This window comes from Solidesulfovibrio magneticus RS-1 (assembly GCF_000010665.1).
Lineage (GTDB): Bacteria > Desulfobacterota > Desulfovibrionia > Desulfovibrionales > Desulfovibrionaceae > Solidesulfovibrio > Solidesulfovibrio magneticus.
Genome location: NC_012796.1, coordinates 72,507 through 88,258, shown reverse-complemented (window position 1 = coordinate 88,258; position 15,752 = coordinate 72,507). Strand labels below are relative to the sequence as shown.

13 protein-coding genes and 1 tRNA gene are annotated in these 15,752 nt (G+C 58.8%); 10 read left to right on the top strand and 4 right to left on the bottom strand.

What is annotated here, in order from left to right:
• Positions 1 to 150 precede the first annotated feature (150 nt).
• From DMR_RS24130 to DMR_RS00395, 4 genes are all read right to left on the bottom strand, one after another.
• Positions 151 to 999: a hypothetical protein gene (locus DMR_RS24130; RefSeq protein ID WP_012749665.1), complete on the bottom strand. Its 849-nt coding sequence runs from the start codon at positions 997 to 999 to the stop codon at positions 151 to 153.
• A 55-nt stretch (positions 1,000 to 1,054) separates the two neighbouring features.
• Complete coding sequence (locus tag DMR_RS24125; protein ID WP_012749664.1) at positions 1,055 to 1,789, bottom strand: hypothetical protein; 735 nt, start codon at positions 1,787 to 1,789, stop codon at positions 1,055 to 1,057.
• 158 nt (positions 1,790 to 1,947) lie between these two features.
• The gene (locus tag DMR_RS22810; protein WP_012749663.1) at positions 1,948 to 3,645 is read right to left on the bottom strand and encodes an AIPR family protein; all 1,698 of its coding nucleotides are present in this window, start codon (positions 3,643 to 3,645) and stop codon (positions 1,948 to 1,950) included.
• Positions 3,646 to 4,071: 426 nt separating this feature from the next.
• A tRNA-Ala gene (locus tag DMR_RS00395) sits at positions 4,072 to 4,147 on the bottom strand.
• Between the two features lie 157 nt (positions 4,148 to 4,304).
• Between DMR_RS00395 and DMR_RS00390 the strand changes: the two genes are divergently transcribed.
• The 10 genes from DMR_RS00390 (at position 4,305) to DMR_RS00345 (ending at position 15,434) form a co-directional block, all read left to right on the top strand.
• Positions 4,305 to 5,303 carry an ABC transporter permease gene (locus DMR_RS00390; RefSeq protein WP_012749662.1) on the top strand — a complete coding sequence of 333 codons (999 nt, stop codon included), beginning with the start codon at positions 4,305 to 4,307 and terminating at the stop codon, positions 5,301 to 5,303.
• Positions 5,296 to 6,138, top strand: a complete 843-nt coding sequence (locus DMR_RS00385; RefSeq protein WP_012749661.1) for an ABC transporter permease — start codon at positions 5,296 to 5,298, stop codon at positions 6,136 to 6,138. Before DMR_RS00390 ends, DMR_RS00385 begins: the two co-directional genes overlap by 8 nt.
• Before the next feature lie 11 nt (positions 6,139 to 6,149).
• Positions 6,150 to 7,778 carry a DNA repair protein RecN gene (locus tag DMR_RS00380; RefSeq protein ID WP_012749660.1) on the top strand — a complete coding sequence of 543 codons (1,629 nt, stop codon included), beginning with the start codon at positions 6,150 to 6,152 and terminating at the stop codon, positions 7,776 to 7,778.
• Entirely contained in the window at positions 7,775 to 8,470 is a 696-nt protein-coding gene (locus DMR_RS00375; RefSeq protein WP_012749659.1) for a cell division ATP-binding protein FtsE, read from the top strand. The genes DMR_RS00380 and DMR_RS00375 overlap by 4 nt, the downstream gene beginning before the upstream one ends.
• Entirely contained in the window at positions 8,467 to 9,339 is an 873-nt protein-coding gene (locus DMR_RS00370) for a cell division protein FtsX (protein WP_012749658.1), read from the top strand. Before DMR_RS00375 ends, DMR_RS00370 begins: the two co-directional genes overlap by 4 nt.
• A complete protein-coding gene (locus DMR_RS00365; RefSeq protein ID WP_043599758.1) occupies positions 9,336 to 10,142 on the top strand; it encodes a sirohydrochlorin cobaltochelatase in 807 nt (268 codons plus the stop codon). The genes DMR_RS00370 and DMR_RS00365 overlap by 4 nt, the downstream gene beginning before the upstream one ends.
• 104 nt (positions 10,143 to 10,246) lie before the next feature.
• The gene (locus DMR_RS00360) at positions 10,247 to 11,188 is read left to right on the top strand and encodes an aspartate carbamoyltransferase catalytic subunit (protein WP_012749656.1); all 942 of its coding nucleotides are present in this window, start codon (positions 10,247 to 10,249) and stop codon (positions 11,186 to 11,188) included.
• Entirely contained in the window at positions 11,185 to 12,480 is a 1,296-nt protein-coding gene (pyrC, locus tag DMR_RS00355) for a dihydroorotase (protein WP_012749655.1), read from the top strand. Before DMR_RS00360 ends, pyrC begins: the two co-directional genes overlap by 4 nt.
• A gap of 35 nt (positions 12,481 to 12,515) precedes the next feature.
• Positions 12,516 to 13,838 (top strand): HD domain-containing protein, encoded by a 1,323-nt coding sequence (locus DMR_RS00350; RefSeq protein ID WP_012749654.1) that lies wholly within the window; start codon positions 12,516 to 12,518, stop codon positions 13,836 to 13,838.
• A 240-nt stretch (positions 13,839 to 14,078) separates the two neighbouring features.
• Positions 14,079 to 15,434, top strand: a complete 1,356-nt coding sequence (locus tag DMR_RS00345; RefSeq protein ID WP_012749653.1) for a transposase — start codon at positions 14,079 to 14,081, stop codon at positions 15,432 to 15,434.
• Positions 15,435 to 15,752 lie beyond the last annotated feature (318 nt).

Sequence of the window (15,752 nt, the reverse complement as noted above, 5' to 3'; positions counted from 1 at the left end):
ATCTATAGAAATAAATAATTTAGTCATTTCACATATCGCCATCTATGACGACTATCTAGCACCCAAGAAAAACACGCACTAAAATCATAGTATTGTCTTCTGTGTTAATTGCAGTAAATTTCAAATTAATTTATCAAAACAAAACTACGGTTACTTATCGTGATACTTTGTCCAGTAAGAAAGTAAAACGTGCTGAGCCCTAAGATAGTGTTCAAAATAAAAAGCATATAGTGTTCTATTGTAATACTCTTTGTTTGATTTTATTTTAAGTGTACTCCAAAAATCTCCTCCAACATCATATTTTTTTAAAGCTTCATGTACAATTTCAGAGTGTTTAACAATTTCACTTTCAAGTTCTTTGATGTACTCAAGGGTATTCTCTTTAGGGTCAGTTATTATTGAAAATGCAGTGCATTTTACTGCATGCTGAAAATTCTTGTACAAAGGGTCTTGTTCACACTCTTCATGAAGTTGTTGTATTAATTTTTGGTTGCAGGCCATCATGGGCTCAGATGTTAATAGCAGTATAGCATACGATTCGTTGAGCTGGGTTGAAATTTTTTTTAAATAGTTCTTTCTAAAGAACTTTTTGTCAATAAATTTAACTAATCGAGACCGTTCAATTCTGTCCTTGTACTGTATTGCAAGAAATGATAGTATGATTCCTGAAAAAAGACCATAAATAACGTTTTTTATAGAACTGACTGGCATAGTGCCAGCATAAATGAGCGACAACGTACCACGCAGCCAAAAAGCTTCTATTGCAATTATTGAAGCACAAATTATCGCCGCGTGGAACTTATTTTTGTGAACTAGCCATAATCCTGTAAAGACAAAAGAAAATGTTTTTACAAAAAAAGAAATTAATATATAAATATCTTTATTTAAATTTGTAGGTAGCATTGCAATGTCAAATACAAATGAAAAAATACCCATTGAAACAATTGATTTTAGTAGTGCGATGCCTAAGTCAATTTCTGTTTTTTTTGAACTGTTCATTGTTTTGCCTCCAAAATGTTATCGCATTGCCTTACTTTGTCAAAATAGCATTTAATTACAATCGTGTTTCTGTGTATTTTTTTCTGTTTAAAGATCTTTTGAGCAAGTTTAATGTTTCTGAATAGTGTCTCGCTTTATTTGTATCCATGTATTTCTCAATCTCAGAAAGTTTATCTTCAATATCTTTGTGAAATAGATTTTGAAGTGAATTAACATTATCTAATTCCCAAAAGTACAGATACTCATACGCTCCTCCTTCTGGGACTGGAATTATTCTTCGTCTAAAATCATTTTTAGGGATATAATTGTCTCCAGTTAAGTTGTTGACATACCCAGATATAGTCTTCCAATCCCTTGCTTCATCTAAAAGTTCCTCTGCCAATTTATTTTCAATAATTAGCCGAGCGCCTTTGTATTGACCTTCTAGAGATATTGCTCTTACTAATTCTGTGCCAATCGGCAACATTTTTTTAAAGCTACTTCTTTCGATTCTAGGATCAAAATTTAATTTTCCAGACACAATAGCGCCTCTTAACATTATTGTACTTTTTGAAAGCAACCTCAAATATAATTTTTGAATGGTAGGGAGATCATTTACTATATTATTGCCAGTCAACAAAATGCTATCACTAAACATATAGGTCTGCATATCGCAGTTGTTTATTTTTTGGTCAGGTATTATATTAAAACATGTGTTATAAAATTCATTGAGAGTTTGGTACGCTTTCATTGGATCATTGCTGTAAATAGATTTCATGCCTATTAAATCCCCGTAAAATGTAAACTCCATTGCTTCTCCTTATTGTTGGCAAGAAAATCCATAAACAATACGAAATGGATATTTTTTATTTGTACCATCACATACTCAATCAACATTCAACGATCTATGTATCAGCTACCACCGGCATAGCCGGTGGTATGATTATGTGAATTAAAACTAAATTACAGCTAGGTCTTACTTAACATTTCCTGTATAATGAGTTGCCCTTTCAACCTGTCATTAGTAATCGAGCCAAAACTTTCAATAACATCTACGGCCTTCTTAAATATTTCCGTTGCAGTTTCATTGTGAAGAGAAAATATACTAATCATTTTTTGCGACACGTCTTCTACCTTACTAGAGTTCAATCTAATAGGTTCTTTCGAAGATAATAAAATACGAACAATCAGAAGAATATGCCACTTAAATCGCTTCATGCTTTGTGGAATAGTTCTGTTTGAAACCAAGAGATGAAGTCTATACAAAGTTAAGCATGCTGCATAATATAAAATCTCTTTATTATTATCCATAAATATAGTGTCTGAAAGCTCAAGGTACATTTTTTTAGGATATTTGAATGACAAATCTGGTCTTTGACAAAACATCGCGGCTACACATCGGGTAACAGTATGCACAGAAAATATTCTTATTGCTGGGATTTCTGAACCTACATATTGTCTTTCACGCCTTTCTAAGTACAATCTTGATTCTGTTGTTTCGTATGTGTTAAAATATTGTTCAATTTTCTTAACAATAGGTTTTAACGAAACAAATTGGGTCTCCTCAATGGTTGTTTGACTATTAGTTGCGCGTACTAGCTCTGAAAAAATATCTTCATTTGTTGTTTCAACGACCTTTAAATTTACCATAACTTCATTAGTTAGGTAGTCTCTGTTTTCAAAAAGTACGTTAGACGTCTGACAGCCATTGACTATTTGGTAATTCTTAAGGTGTAAAGTTGTCCCTTGCACTTGAACATCAGGGCTTACTATTGTTATTCCATTATTAAGGACGGGGAATCGACTTGCTGATCTTGGATTCTGTAACGTCTCCGCAATTGACCTATTCACAGCATTTTCATTTCCAAGAAAAGAACGCACATTTTCTTCAAATACTTGCAATCGTAAATCACCATTTTCATTTACCAAGAGTTCATTTACAAAGTCAGCCGCTTTGACAACAGCAAGGTAAGCCTCATTAATCCCATCGATAGTCCGCAAAGGAGCATTGCTAAGCATTTCAAGTTTTGCTTTTGCCCCTGAATAAGTACCTACCCACAGTGAGGTTAACTCATCTCTACCAAGTATTTGTATATCTGTTTCTTTAAAAAAACCTACATCATCAAGCTGGCGAACAAAATCAGATTTAGCAGTTTCTAATGAGCTAGGGCATTGATACATCCCAGTCCCGACATAGCGTATATAAGCTGAAGGCTTTCCATTTCGTAACTTAGGTACATTTTCTATAATAACATCAAACATTTTCCTAGCTTCTTGTTGCACATCATCCGTTGCCGCATAAGGCTCTGATGTAAGAAATCTTAATATGGATTCTTTAAACTTCAAAAAATCTCCTAAATCGTAAGACTCACTTCTTTTTGCCTGTATAAACACTATCTCGACATCATGATTCCTTCTTTCTGTTATAAAAAAAGATCTGACATCTTCTTCTGATACGACAACTTCTTCATTAATAATTACCGCAATACCATCGCAACCATCGTCTGACGTGCTAGTCGTTATGTCGTCAATGTCATATTGAGTTCCAATCTTTGTTGTAACGATAGAGTAATTAACAAATTTCTCAAATTGACTGGCTTCATCGTCTGACTCTAAAGAGAATTTCTTTACGAAACTATCAAGGTGAGCTTTTACTATTCGATGCATCAAAATTCTCCTTCAATGACGACAACCAACGAAGACAGTGTGATTAAAATTAAATACAGAAAACAAATTATTTGAATTTCATCATTGCGAATGCAGTCCTTCAATTACAAATTATGGTATAGTATCCACCCAAATGATAAGGAGGGGAAAATCGAACGCTTTAAAATCCACCAAGTGTCATCGGGTAATTCCCAGGTACACCAGCCTTGAAAAAATATCCAAAAAAAATCTGATGCAGTAAACAAACCACGGCAGGGCAACCTCTTGAAATTCTATCAAGAGAGCCCGGAAAAGTTTCTGGAAAAAATAATTGGTGGAGATACTGATGCTGGCTCATACAGACCCGCCAACAAAACTTGTTGGCACCAGTTGAATGAGCCAAAAGATTAAGGGGTTAACCCTTTCGGATTAACCCCTTGAAATCTGTGGTGGAGCTGGAGGGAATCGAACCCACGACCTCTTGAATGCCATTCAAGCGCTCTCCCAACTGAGCTACAGCCCCGCAGCGAGGACGGAATCTACGCTTGGCCCGAAAAAAGTCAACAGGAAATTTCGGCCCGCCCCACTTTTTTTGACCGCCCTTTCCAACAAGCCCCGTTTCTCGTACATACCTCCTGGGCCGGCCACTGCCGACATGCCCCCAAGGAGTGCCCCTAACCGTGCTCGCATTGGCCAAACGTCTCCTGCTCAAAACACTCTGGGTCGCCGTCGTGTTCCTCGGCATCACCTGCGTGAGCTTCGCCGTCATCCACCTCGCCCCAGGCTCGCCCACCGACATGGAGACCACGCTTAACCCGCTGGCCACCGCCGAAACCCGCGCCCGGCTCCAGGCGCTCTACGGCCTCGACCGCCCGCTGCACGTCCAATACCTCGACTGGCTCGGCAAACTCGCCCGCCTCGACTTCGGCAACTCGCTCTCCGGCGACCGGCGTCCGGTCTGGGACCGCATCAAGGAACGCCTGCCGCTGACTATTTCCATGAACGTCGCCTCCCTGATCCTCACACTCGCCGTAGCCATCCCCATCGGCGTGGCCTCGGCCCGGCATCAGGGGGGCCTGTTCGACCGCGCCGCCACGGTCTTCGTCTTCATCGGCTTCGCCATGCCCGGCTTCTGGCTGGCCTTGCTGCTTATGCTCTATTTCGGCATCCACCTCGGCTGGCTGCCCATCTCGGGCCTGACCTCCATGGACTACGCCCGGCTTGGCCCCTGGGACAAAATCGTGGACCTGGCCCGGCATCTGGCCCTGCCCATTTTCATCTACACCTTCGGGTCGCTCGCTGGCATGTCGCGCTTCATGCGCTCGGCCATGCTCGAAGTGCTGCGCCAGGACTATATCCTCACGGCCCGGGCCAAGGGGCTGTCGGAATTCACCGTCATCTACAAGCACGCCCTGCGAAACGCCCTGCTGCCGGTCATCACCATCCTGGGCCTGTCCGTGCCCGGGCTTATCGGCGGCTCGGTCATCATCGAGTCCATCTTTGCCCTGCCGGGCCTGGGGCAGCTTTTTTACCAGTCGGTCATGGCCCGGGATTATCCGCTCATCATGGGCAATCTGGTCCTTGGCGCGGTGCTGACCCTGGCCGGCAACCTGCTCGCCGACGCCGGCTACGCCCTGGCCGATCCGCGCATCCGCCTGGGAGGCAAGGGCGATGCTTAACCCGGTCCGGCTCCTGCGGCGTCTGCTCCCGGCCAACGGCCTGCTGGCCGTGGGCCTGTGCATTGTCGGCGCGGTCTCCGTGGCCGCGCTGCTGGCCCCCTGGCTGGCCCCCTACGATCCCTTGGCCCTGGACGTGGACGCCATCCTGCGGCCCCCTGGCGGCGCGCATCTGCTGGGCACCGACGCGCTTGGGCGCGACGTGTTTTCCCGCCTGCTCTACGGCGGCCGGGTGTCGCTGTGGGTGGGCTTCGTGGCCGTGGGCATCTCCGTGGCCATCGGCCTGTTTCTCGGCCTGTGCTCGGGCTATTTCGGCGGCCTCATCGACGAGGCCATCATGCGCGGCGTGGACGTCATGCTGTGCTTTCCCTCGTTTTTCCTGATCCTGGCCGTCATCGCCTTTCTCTCGCCGTCGCTGACAAACATCATGATCGTCATCGGCCTGACCTCCTGGATGGGCGTCACCCGGCTGGTGCGGGCCGAGACCCTGGCCCTGCGGTCGCGGGATTTCGTCCTGGCCGCCCGGGTGTCGGGCATGGGCGCGCCGGGCATCCTTTTCTACCACATCCTGCCCAACGCCGCCGCGCCGGTGCTGGTTTCGGCCACGCTCGGCGTGGCCGGGGCCATCCTCACCGAATCGTCGTTGAGCTTTTTGGGCCTGGGCGTGCTGCCGCCGACGCCGAGCTGGGGCAACATGCTCATGGAAGGCAAGGAAGTGCTGGAAGTGGCCCCCTGGCTGTCCATTTTCCCGGGGCTGGCCATCCTGGTCACCGTGCTTGGCTACAACCTCATAGGCGAAAGCCTGCGCGACATCCTGGACCCGAGGCTGCGGCAATAGGCCATACCACCATGATCGAAGTCCTTCGCATCAAGAACCTGGCGCTCATCGACGACCTGGAGCTGGAATTCGGCCCGGGCCTCAACGTCCTGTCCGGCGAGACCGGAGCCGGCAAAAGCTTCATCATCTCGGCCGTCAATTTCCTCACCGGCGAGAAAATGCACACCGACCTCGTCCGGGCCGGCCGGGACAAGGCCGTGGTCGAGGCGCTGTTTGTCCTGGGCGACGAGGAACTGATCCTGCGCCGGGAACTCGTGGCCGACACCGGTCGCAGCCGCGTCTACGTGGGCGACGCCCTGGCCTCCCGCGAGACCCTGGCCGCCCTGCGGCCAAAGCTCCTGCTCCACGTCTCCCAGCACGGCCAGGGGCGACTGCTCCAGCCCGCCTTCCAGGCCGCGCTCCTGGACGGCTTTCTGCCCGATCCGGCGCTTTTGACCGAAAAAAACCGGCTGGCCCGGGAGCTGGGCGAAGTGGCCGCCGCCATCCGCGATCTCGACGCCAAGGCGGCCGGGCTGGAAGAAAAACGCCAGTTCCTGGAATTCCAGCACGCCGAGATCGCCAAGGTGAACCCCCTGCCCGGCGAAGAGGACGAACTGGTGGCCCGCAAGGCCGCCCTGGCCGAATCGCGCAAGGCCGCCCAGGCCCTTGGCCGCGCCCTGGAGTGCATCGAACGCCAGCCGCCGGTCCTGGATGCCCTGGCCGACCTGCACCGCGAACTGCTCCACGCCGGGGAAATCCACGAGGAATTTACCGCCGACGCCGAGGCCGTGGCCGCTTTCCGCCACCACCTCAAGGATCTGGCCGTGCGCTTGCGCCGCCGGCCGGCCAAGGCGGCCGACGACGACGGCGAGGGCATCGAAAAACGCCTGTTCGAGCTGGCCACGCTGCGGCGAAAGCTCAAGCGTTCCCTGGCCGAGATCGTGGACCTGGGCCGCGACATCAAGGAAAACCTCGATTTTCTCGACGACTGCGGCCTGAAACGCAAGCAGCTGGCCCGGGACGAGGCCGCCGGCATGGCCGCCCTGGCCCAAGCCCTGGCCGCCCTGGGCGCGGCCCGGCGCGAGGCCGCCGCCCGGCTGTCCGCCGCCCTGGAAGACATCCTGCGCGGTTTGGGCTTCTCCAAGGACGTGCGGGTCATTTTCGATTTCACGCCGGTTGTCGCCTACACGCCCGTGGCCTGCGATGGCGAGCCCCTCACCGAAGACCGGGCGCGCGTGCTGTGGCGGCCCAACCCCGGCCAGCCGCCCCAGCCCCTGGACAAGATCGCCTCGGGCGGCGAACTCTCGCGCTTCCTGCTGGCGCTGATGTCGCTTTCCGCCGAACCGGGCGGGCCAACGCTTATTTTCGACGAGATCGACGCCGGCATCGGTGGGCTGACGCTCACCAGCGTCGGCAGCCACATCAAAAAGCTGGCCGCCACCTCGCAGATTCTGCTCATCAGCCACTGGCCCCAACTGGCCAGCCTGGCCGACCGGCATTTCCAGGTGCAGAAATCCGTTGAGGATGGCCAGACCGTCACCCGTTGCCTGCGCCTGGACGCCGACGGCGTGGCCGCCGAACTGGCCCGCATGGCCGGCGGCGGCGAGGCCGGCGCGGAAATGGCCCGGCGGCTGCTGGAGAACGGGGACACGCCGGCATGATCGAGGTCCAGGGGCTGCGCCACTGCTTCGGTCGGCGCGAGGTGTTGCGCGATCTGACCTTTTCCCTGGAAAAGGGCGGTTTCGCCTTCCTGACCGGTCCGTCCGGCGCGGGCAAGTCCACCTTGCTGCGCATCCTGCACGGCTCGCTGCCCTTGCAGGAAGGCCGGGCCGTGGCCGCCGGCCACGATCTGGCCGGGCTGCGTCCGTCCAAACTGCATCAGCTGCGCCGCGACGTGGCCATGGTGTTTCAGGATTTCAAGATCCTGCCCGAGCGCAGCGTGGCCGACAACGTGGCCCTGCCCCTGGTGGTGCGGGGAACCCCGGCCGCCCGCATTAAGCGCCGGGTGAGCTCGGCCCTGACCGCCCTGCGCCTGACGGAGCTGGCCAACCGGCCCTGCGCCGAGCTGGCCGGCGGCGAACAGCAGCGGGTGGCCATCGCCCGTGCCGTGGTGGCCGGCCCCCGGCTCATGCTGGCCGACGAACCCACCGGCAACCTCGACTGGGACCTGTCGCTTCGCCTGCTGGACATCCTGCGCCAGTTCAGCGCCCACGGCACGGCCATCCTCATGGCCACCCACAACCAGGCCCTGGTGGCCGCCGCCCCCGACGCCCGGATCATACGCCTGGAGCGCGCCGCGCCCGACGCCGGAACAGACGCCGCCCAGGCCGCCGCCCCGGAGGCAGCCTCATGACGGCGCGCCTCATTTTCTCCGGCCTGGCCGATCTGTTTCGCCGGCCCTCCACGTCATTAAGCGTCATCCTGGGCGTGTTCGCCACGGTGTTTTTGTGCGGCCTGCTCGCCCTGGCCCAGGTCGGCCTGGACGGCGCCTTGGCCAAGGGCCAAGGCGTGCTGCGCTTTCAGGTCTACTGGAAACCCGGGGCCGACGCGGCGCTCACCGCCCGGCAGATGGACTGGATGCGCGCCCTGCCCGGGGTCATCGAAGCCAAGGCGTTCACGCCCGAGGCGGCCATGGCCGTCATGCGCGGCAGCCTGGGCGGCGCGGCCGAACCCCTCCTGCCCGGGGCGGCCAATCCCCTGCCCTACACCTTGCTGCTGGGCTTTGCCCCGCCCGAGCACGACGACGGGTTCGCCAAGCAGACCCTGGAACGCCTGACGGCCGTGGATGGCGTGGCCGAGGTGCGCTACAACCCGGCCGCCATCGACGCCGCCCGCTCCCTGGGCCTGCTCGGCGCCCAGGCCGTGTTGCCGCTGGGGGCCATCCTGGCGCTGCTGGTCGGCCTTGTGGTCGGCAACACCGTGCGCCTGACCTTGCTGCGCCGGCGCGAGGAATTCGAGATCATGCGTCTGGTCGGCGCGGCCGAGTCGGTCATCGCCCTGCCCCTGGTGGCCGGCGCGGCGGCCATGGGCTTTGTGGGCGCGGGGCTGGCCGCCACGGCCCTGGCCTTTCTCTGGTCGGCCGTGGCCGGCCAGCTCGCTGCCGCGCCCTTGTGGCTGTCCTTGGCCGCGCCGCCGGGCTGGCTGTGGGTTTCGCTCATTGCCGCGCCTACGGCCGTCTCCGCCCTGGCCGGCCTGGCCGCCGCCATGGAGTCGCGCCCGTGACCGAACCGTGTGGCATCATCCTGGCCGCCCACGGCTCCCGGCATCCCGGGGCCATGGCCGCCTTGGACGCGTTCCGACAGTCCGTGGCCGCCGCCCATCCCGGGGCCGTGGTGGCCGTGGCCCGCACCGTGGGGCGCAAGCACGGCAACGCCGCCGCGTTCGGCGGAGCGAGGCAGGTCCTTGACGTGCTTGGCGAGCTGACCGCCGCCGGCTGCGCCCGGGTGGCGGTGCAGTCCCTGCATGTGGTGCCGGGCGGGGAATACCACGAACTGTTGGCCGGCCTGGGCCGGTGGCTCGCCGACGACGCCGGCCGCACGGCGGTGTCGGTGGGCGCGCCGCTACTGGCCGATCTGGCCGATGTGGACCGGGCGGCCGCCGCCATAGACGAAGGGCTGGCCGCCGGACGGCAGCCCGGCGAGGCGGCCGTGCTCATGGGCCACGGCGCGCCGCCGCCCGGAGCCGGATTTTACGAAGCCCTGCGCGAGCGCCTGACCCAGCGCGATCCGCTGCTCTTCTTCGGGGCCATGCCCCGGGAGAAAGGCGCGGCCAGCCTGGAGCTGGACACCATCGTCGCCGCCCTGGCCGCCAAAGGCGTGACCAAGGCGCTGCTGCTGCCCTTTTTCACCGTGGCCGGGGCCCACGCCTGTTCCGATCTGGCCGGAGAGCAGCCCGACTCCTGGCGCGGCCGGCTGGAAGCGGCCGGCATCACCTGCCGGGCGCGGCTGGCCGGGCTGCTCCAGATCGAGGCCTTCGCCGCCATCTGGCGCGAGCATCTGGCCCGGGCCATGGCCCGTTTGTCCTGATCGCGCGCGTGAAAGCCCCGCATTGACGCCGCCCGGGGCTTGTGAAAATATCGTTCGGCTTACGCGCCTGGGCGCGCGGCCAAAATTCGCCCCGAGGATGCCCCATGAACTGGCCCCACAAGGATCTTCTCGACGTCTCGCAACTCTCCCGGGAAGACGTGGACGTGGTCATGCGCACCGCCGCCTCCTTCCGGGAAATAAACGCCCGACCCGTCAAGAAAGTGCCCACCCTCAAAGGCAAAAGCGTCGTGCTGTTTTTCGCCGAGCCGAGCACCCGCACCAAGACCTCTTTCGACATCGCCGGCAAACGCCTCTCGGCCGACACCTTCGGCCTGGCCAAGTCCGGCAGTTCCTTGCAAAAGGGCGAAACCCTCAAGGACACCGTGCTCACGCTCCAGGCCATGAACCCCGACGCCATCGTCATGCGCCATTCGAGTTCCGGCGCGGCCGATTTCGTGGCCAGGCGGGTGTCCTGCGCCGTGATTAACGCCGGCGACGGCTGGCACGCCCACCCCACCCAGGCCTTGCTTGATCTTTTCACCCTGCGCGAAGTCTGGGGCGACGACCTCGTCGGCAAGACCGTGACCATCCTTGGCGACGTAGCCCATTCCCGGGTCGCCCGGTCCAATATTCGCCTGCTCACCATGCTCGGCGTCACCGTGCGCCTATGCGCCCCGCGCACCTTGCTCCCCAAGGACGCCCGGGCCCTGGGCGCCAAGGTCTTTCACGAGCTGGAACCGGCCCTGGACAGCGCCGACGCCGTCATGTGCCTGCGCCTGCAGCTCGAACGCCAGGAAGCCGGGCTGTTGCCCGATCTGCGTGAATACGCCCGCCGCTTTTGCCTGACCAAGGCGCGCCTGAAAAACGCCGCCCCGGACGTCAAGGTGCTGCACCCCGGCCCCATCAACCGGGGCGTGGAAATCGCCTCGGACCTGGCCGACGCCGGCAATTCGCTTATCCTGGACCAAGTGGCCTCGGGCGTGGCCGTGCGCATGGCGATCCTGTATCTCCACATCACCCGCAAGGAAAAAGGGGAAACCGCATGACGCCGCCGGATCTCGTCGTCGCCGACGCCGCCGTCCCCGGCCGCGACGGCCGCTGGACCCTGGTCTGCGCCGCCGGGCAGGTGCTGGAACTTTCGCCCCACGACCCGGCCGCCCGCTTCCCCGAAGCCCGGGTCATCGAGGCCAAGGGGCAACTGCTCCTGCCGGCCATGACCGACGCCCACACCCATCTGCGCGAACCCGGCCAGGAATGGAAGGAAGACATCGCCTCGGGCCTGGCCGCCGCCGCCGGAGGCGGATTTTCCAACATCCTGTGCATGGCCAACACCGATCCGGTCAACGACAACGAATCGGTGACCCGGCTCATGCTGCGCCGGGCCAGCGAGGCCTGGCCCCATGGCCCGCGCCTGTTCCCGGTCGGCGCGCTCACCATGGGCCTTGCCGGCAAACAGCTCGCACCCATGGAAGAGTTGCTGGCCGCCGGCTGCGTGGCCTTTTCCAATGACGGCGAACCCGTGGCCGACACCGAACTTTTCCGCCACGCCCTGGAATACGCCGCCGACCTCGCCCCGGTCATCGACCACTGCGAGGACCCGTACATGGCCAAGGGGGCCGGGGCCAACGAAGGCGTCATGAGCGCCCGCCTGGGCCTTCGCGGCCAGCCCGACGTGGCCGAGGCCCTGCAGGTCGCCCGGGACATTCTTTTGGCCGAATACTTGAACGCCCCGGTGCATCTGGCCCACGTCAGCTGCCGCCGGGCCGTGGAACTCATCGCCGACGCCAAGCGCCGGGGCGCGCCGGTCACGGCCGAAACCTGCCCGCACTACCTGACCATGACCGACGCGGCGCTTTTCGGCTACGACACCATGGCCAAGGTCAATCCGCCGCTTCGCACCGACGACGACCGTCTGGCGCTCATCCAGGCCCTGCGCGAAGGCGTCATCGACATCCTGGCCACCGACCACGCCCCCCACGCCGCCCATGAGAAGGAAACCCCCTTCGAGGACGCCAAAAACGGCATCACCGGCCTGGATACGGCCCTGGGCAGCCTGTGGGAACTGGTGCGCCTGGGGCAGCTGTCCGCCGAAGACATCGCCCAGCGCTTCGCCTGGCGGCCGGCCGAGATCTTCAGGCTCCCCCACTGCCGCTTCGCCCCGGGCGATCCGGCCGATTTCTGCCTCTTCGACCCGGAACAGTCCTGGGTCGTCACCCCCGAAACCCTGCGCTCCAAGGGCAAGAACACGCCGCTTCTGGGCCAGTCCCTCACCGGCCGCGTGACCCTGACCGCCGTGAACGGCCACGTGGTCTACGAACTCGCCCGCGCCGGAGCCTGAGACACGCATCAATCGCCGCACCCGGAGGTCTTCCCATGGCGCAACCCTTCAAGGACGCCACCGCCATCTGCAAAACCATCATGCGAAACGGCTACGACGCCTATGTCATCAACGCCGTTTTGCAGGAAAAAGCCCTGGATAAAGCCGCGCCGGAACTCGACGTGGCCACCGACGCCCCCCTGGCCGAAATCCAGAAGCTCTTCCCCCAGTCCGAGGCCTACGCCGAGGACGGAGCCTTCGCCCGCCTCCAAAGCGGCGACACTATCCTCTATCTTTACCCGGCCGACACCGCCGACGCCTCCCACCCCGAGGAGTCCGTGGCCCGGCTCACCAGCCGGCTCATCGCCCGGCTGACCGCCAAAGGGCTGCTGCCGCCCCACCAGGCCTGCCCCTACATGCCGCATCAGGTCGAAGACCACGACGGCTTCGCCGACCTCTCCAGCGGCGAAGTGCGCCTAAACGGCATTCCCGACGAAGCCATCCGCCAGAACTACCTGCGGGCCGTGCGGGCGCTGCGGTTTTCCGCCAACTACAACATCCCGGTGGAACCCAACACCTTCATGGCCATCCTGCGGGCCTCGCGCCGCATCATGGACTACGTGTCGGTCAAAGACATCATGGACGAATGGCGCAAGGTTGAGGCCGAAAACATGGCCGACTTCGTGGAGCGCCTCTACGACACCATGATCCTCCACTGGTTTTTGCCCGAAGTGGCGACGCTTGCCCGCATCAAGATCACCTCCGACGACGGCGTCGAATATACGCTCTTCGAACAAACCCTGGCCGTCATGCGCCACTACCCCGAGGAACTGCCCTACGACTGGTACGGCACCCTGGCCTGCCTGTTCCACGATGTGGGCAAGCTCCACACCGCCCAGTACGCCGGCGGCGACCTCCACTTCTACCAGCACCATCAGGTCGGGGCCAAGGTCACCCGCAAAATCCTCTCGCGGCTGGGCTTCCCGCCGGACGAGACCGACCTCGTGTGCAACCTCGTGCGCGGCCACATGCACTTCCACTTCATGCTCACCGACCGGGGCATCCGCCGCTTCCGCGCCCTGGACCAGTACCCGCGCCTGATCGAAATGGCCCGGGCCGACATCAAGTCCGTGGGCGGCACCTACAAGGAATTCAACCACAACATGAAAATGCTCGAGCGTACCGAAACGCCCGAGGAAATGCTCGAACCGCTGCTCAACGGCGCGCAGATCATGCAGCTGCTCTCCCTCAAGCCGGGACCGGCCGTTGGCCTCATCCGCGACGCGCTGCTCAAGGCCCAGATCAGCGGCGACGTCGCCAGCCGCGAAGACGCCGAACGCTTCGTGCGCGCCTACTGGGACAAGCAAGGACTGCATTAGCAGAGAGCGAAGAGAATCGGGGCGCTGCCCCGAGCCCCGCCGGGGGGCTAAGCCCCCCGGACCCCTTTTCTGGGGGGCGTTTTTCCCGGCGGGAAGCCCGCCGGGAAAAACGCCCCCCAATAAATGGTTCCAGAAGCCCGGCATGACTCTTCCGGGATTGCCTTTTTGCCTTTAACAGCGTGTTGAAAAACTCCGCCAAGTGACCGAGAATCCAGCCATCGGGGTTCCGGAGGTGATCTGATGGGGCTTGGCCGTCAGGGTGATCAGCAGGGGACGATGTATCTGGCCTGGGATGAGATCCCTCGGTCTCGTGGGCACGTTTTTTACGATCGTCTCCAGCAGATTCTCCGGAAAGCCGGCTTCGATGGTTTCGCCGAGAAGCTGTGCAAGCCCTTCTATTCCGACAAGGGGCGTCCCTCCATTCCGCCTGGCCGGTATTTTCGGATGCACCTCGTGGGGTATTTCGAGGGCATCGACAGCGAGCGCGGCATTGAGTGGCGCTGCGCTGATTCGCTTTCCCTCCGGAATTTTCTCCAGCTTTCGCCCAAGGAGTCTGTGCCGGATCATTCCTCGCTCAGCCGGACACGGTCCCGTCTGCCACTGGCGACCCACCAAGAGGTTTTCACCTGGGTTCTCAAGCTGCTCAGCAAGGATGGCTTGGTCCTTGGAGGCCGCATTGGCGTGGACGCTTCGACCATGGAGGCCAACGCGGCGCTCAAAACCATCGTGCGCCGGGACACGAGTGAGAGCTACCGCAAGATGCTCCTGCGCATGGCCAAGGAGAGCGGCATCGACTCTCCGATAGATGAGGATCTGGCTCGCATGGACCGCAAGCGCGTCGGCAAGACGCTTTCGAACAAGGACTGGCGGTCACCGGTCGATCCCGAGGCGAAGATCGCCAAGATGAAGGATGGCCGAACGCATCTGGCGTACAAGCCCGAGCACGCGGTGGACCTGGACACCGGCGCGGTGGTGGCGGCCGAGGTGCATGAAGCGGACAAAGGGGACACCTCGACTCTGCAAACGACGCTGAAAGCCGCTCAAGAAAGTCTGCGGCGGGTCACTTCCACACCGCCATGCCCGGACGACCCTGCGGAACTGGTCGCGGATAAAGGCTATTTCTCCCGGGATGTCCTCAAGGTTCTGGACGGTGGACCATGGCGGACGAGAATCGCCGAACCCAAACGCAACGGTCTGAACTCCTGGCGTGGCGACCAAGAGGCGCGACGCGCCGTGTACAACAACCGAATCCGGATATCCTCGATGGTCGGGAAGGCCATGGGAAAACAGCGGACGGAACTGGTCGAAAGAAGCTTCGAGCATACGCTGGACCGGTGCGGCGGCATGCGCCGGGTCTGGCTCAGAGGACGAGAGAACATCCGGAAACGCTATCTGGTCCATGTGGCTGGTTTCAATCTCGGCCTGCTGATGCGGGTCAAGACCGGCCATGGCACCCCCAGGGGCTGGGCCAGTGCCTGGCTTGCGCTCATTTGGCCTGACCAGCATCCCTCAATGGCCTATTTGGCCATCGTCATGGTGGTCAAGGGACGATGCTGCGGGATCATCCCCATCGCCATCATCTGCGGGGGAGAATAGCCGGAAACAGCTTTTTGCAACGGCCTGTTAAGCCGCTGGCATCCCGGATGCTTCCATACATTTCCGGCTCTGTTTTTGGTTTTCAATGCGGCGCTTCGCCGCTGGCGCACCTTGGGGCCGGAATCGCTCCGGGGCGGCGCGGGCCGCGTTAGCGGCCACGCGTTGCCCCGGACGATTCCGGCCCCAACGACGGGCATCCGCCGCCGACTGTCCTCGACCGATGCCGACCGTCCGCGCTCCCGCCCGCCGACCCATGACGGGGGTCCGGGGGCCTGAGGCCCCCGGCGGGGCTTGGGGCGGAGCCCCGATCTTCCCTCT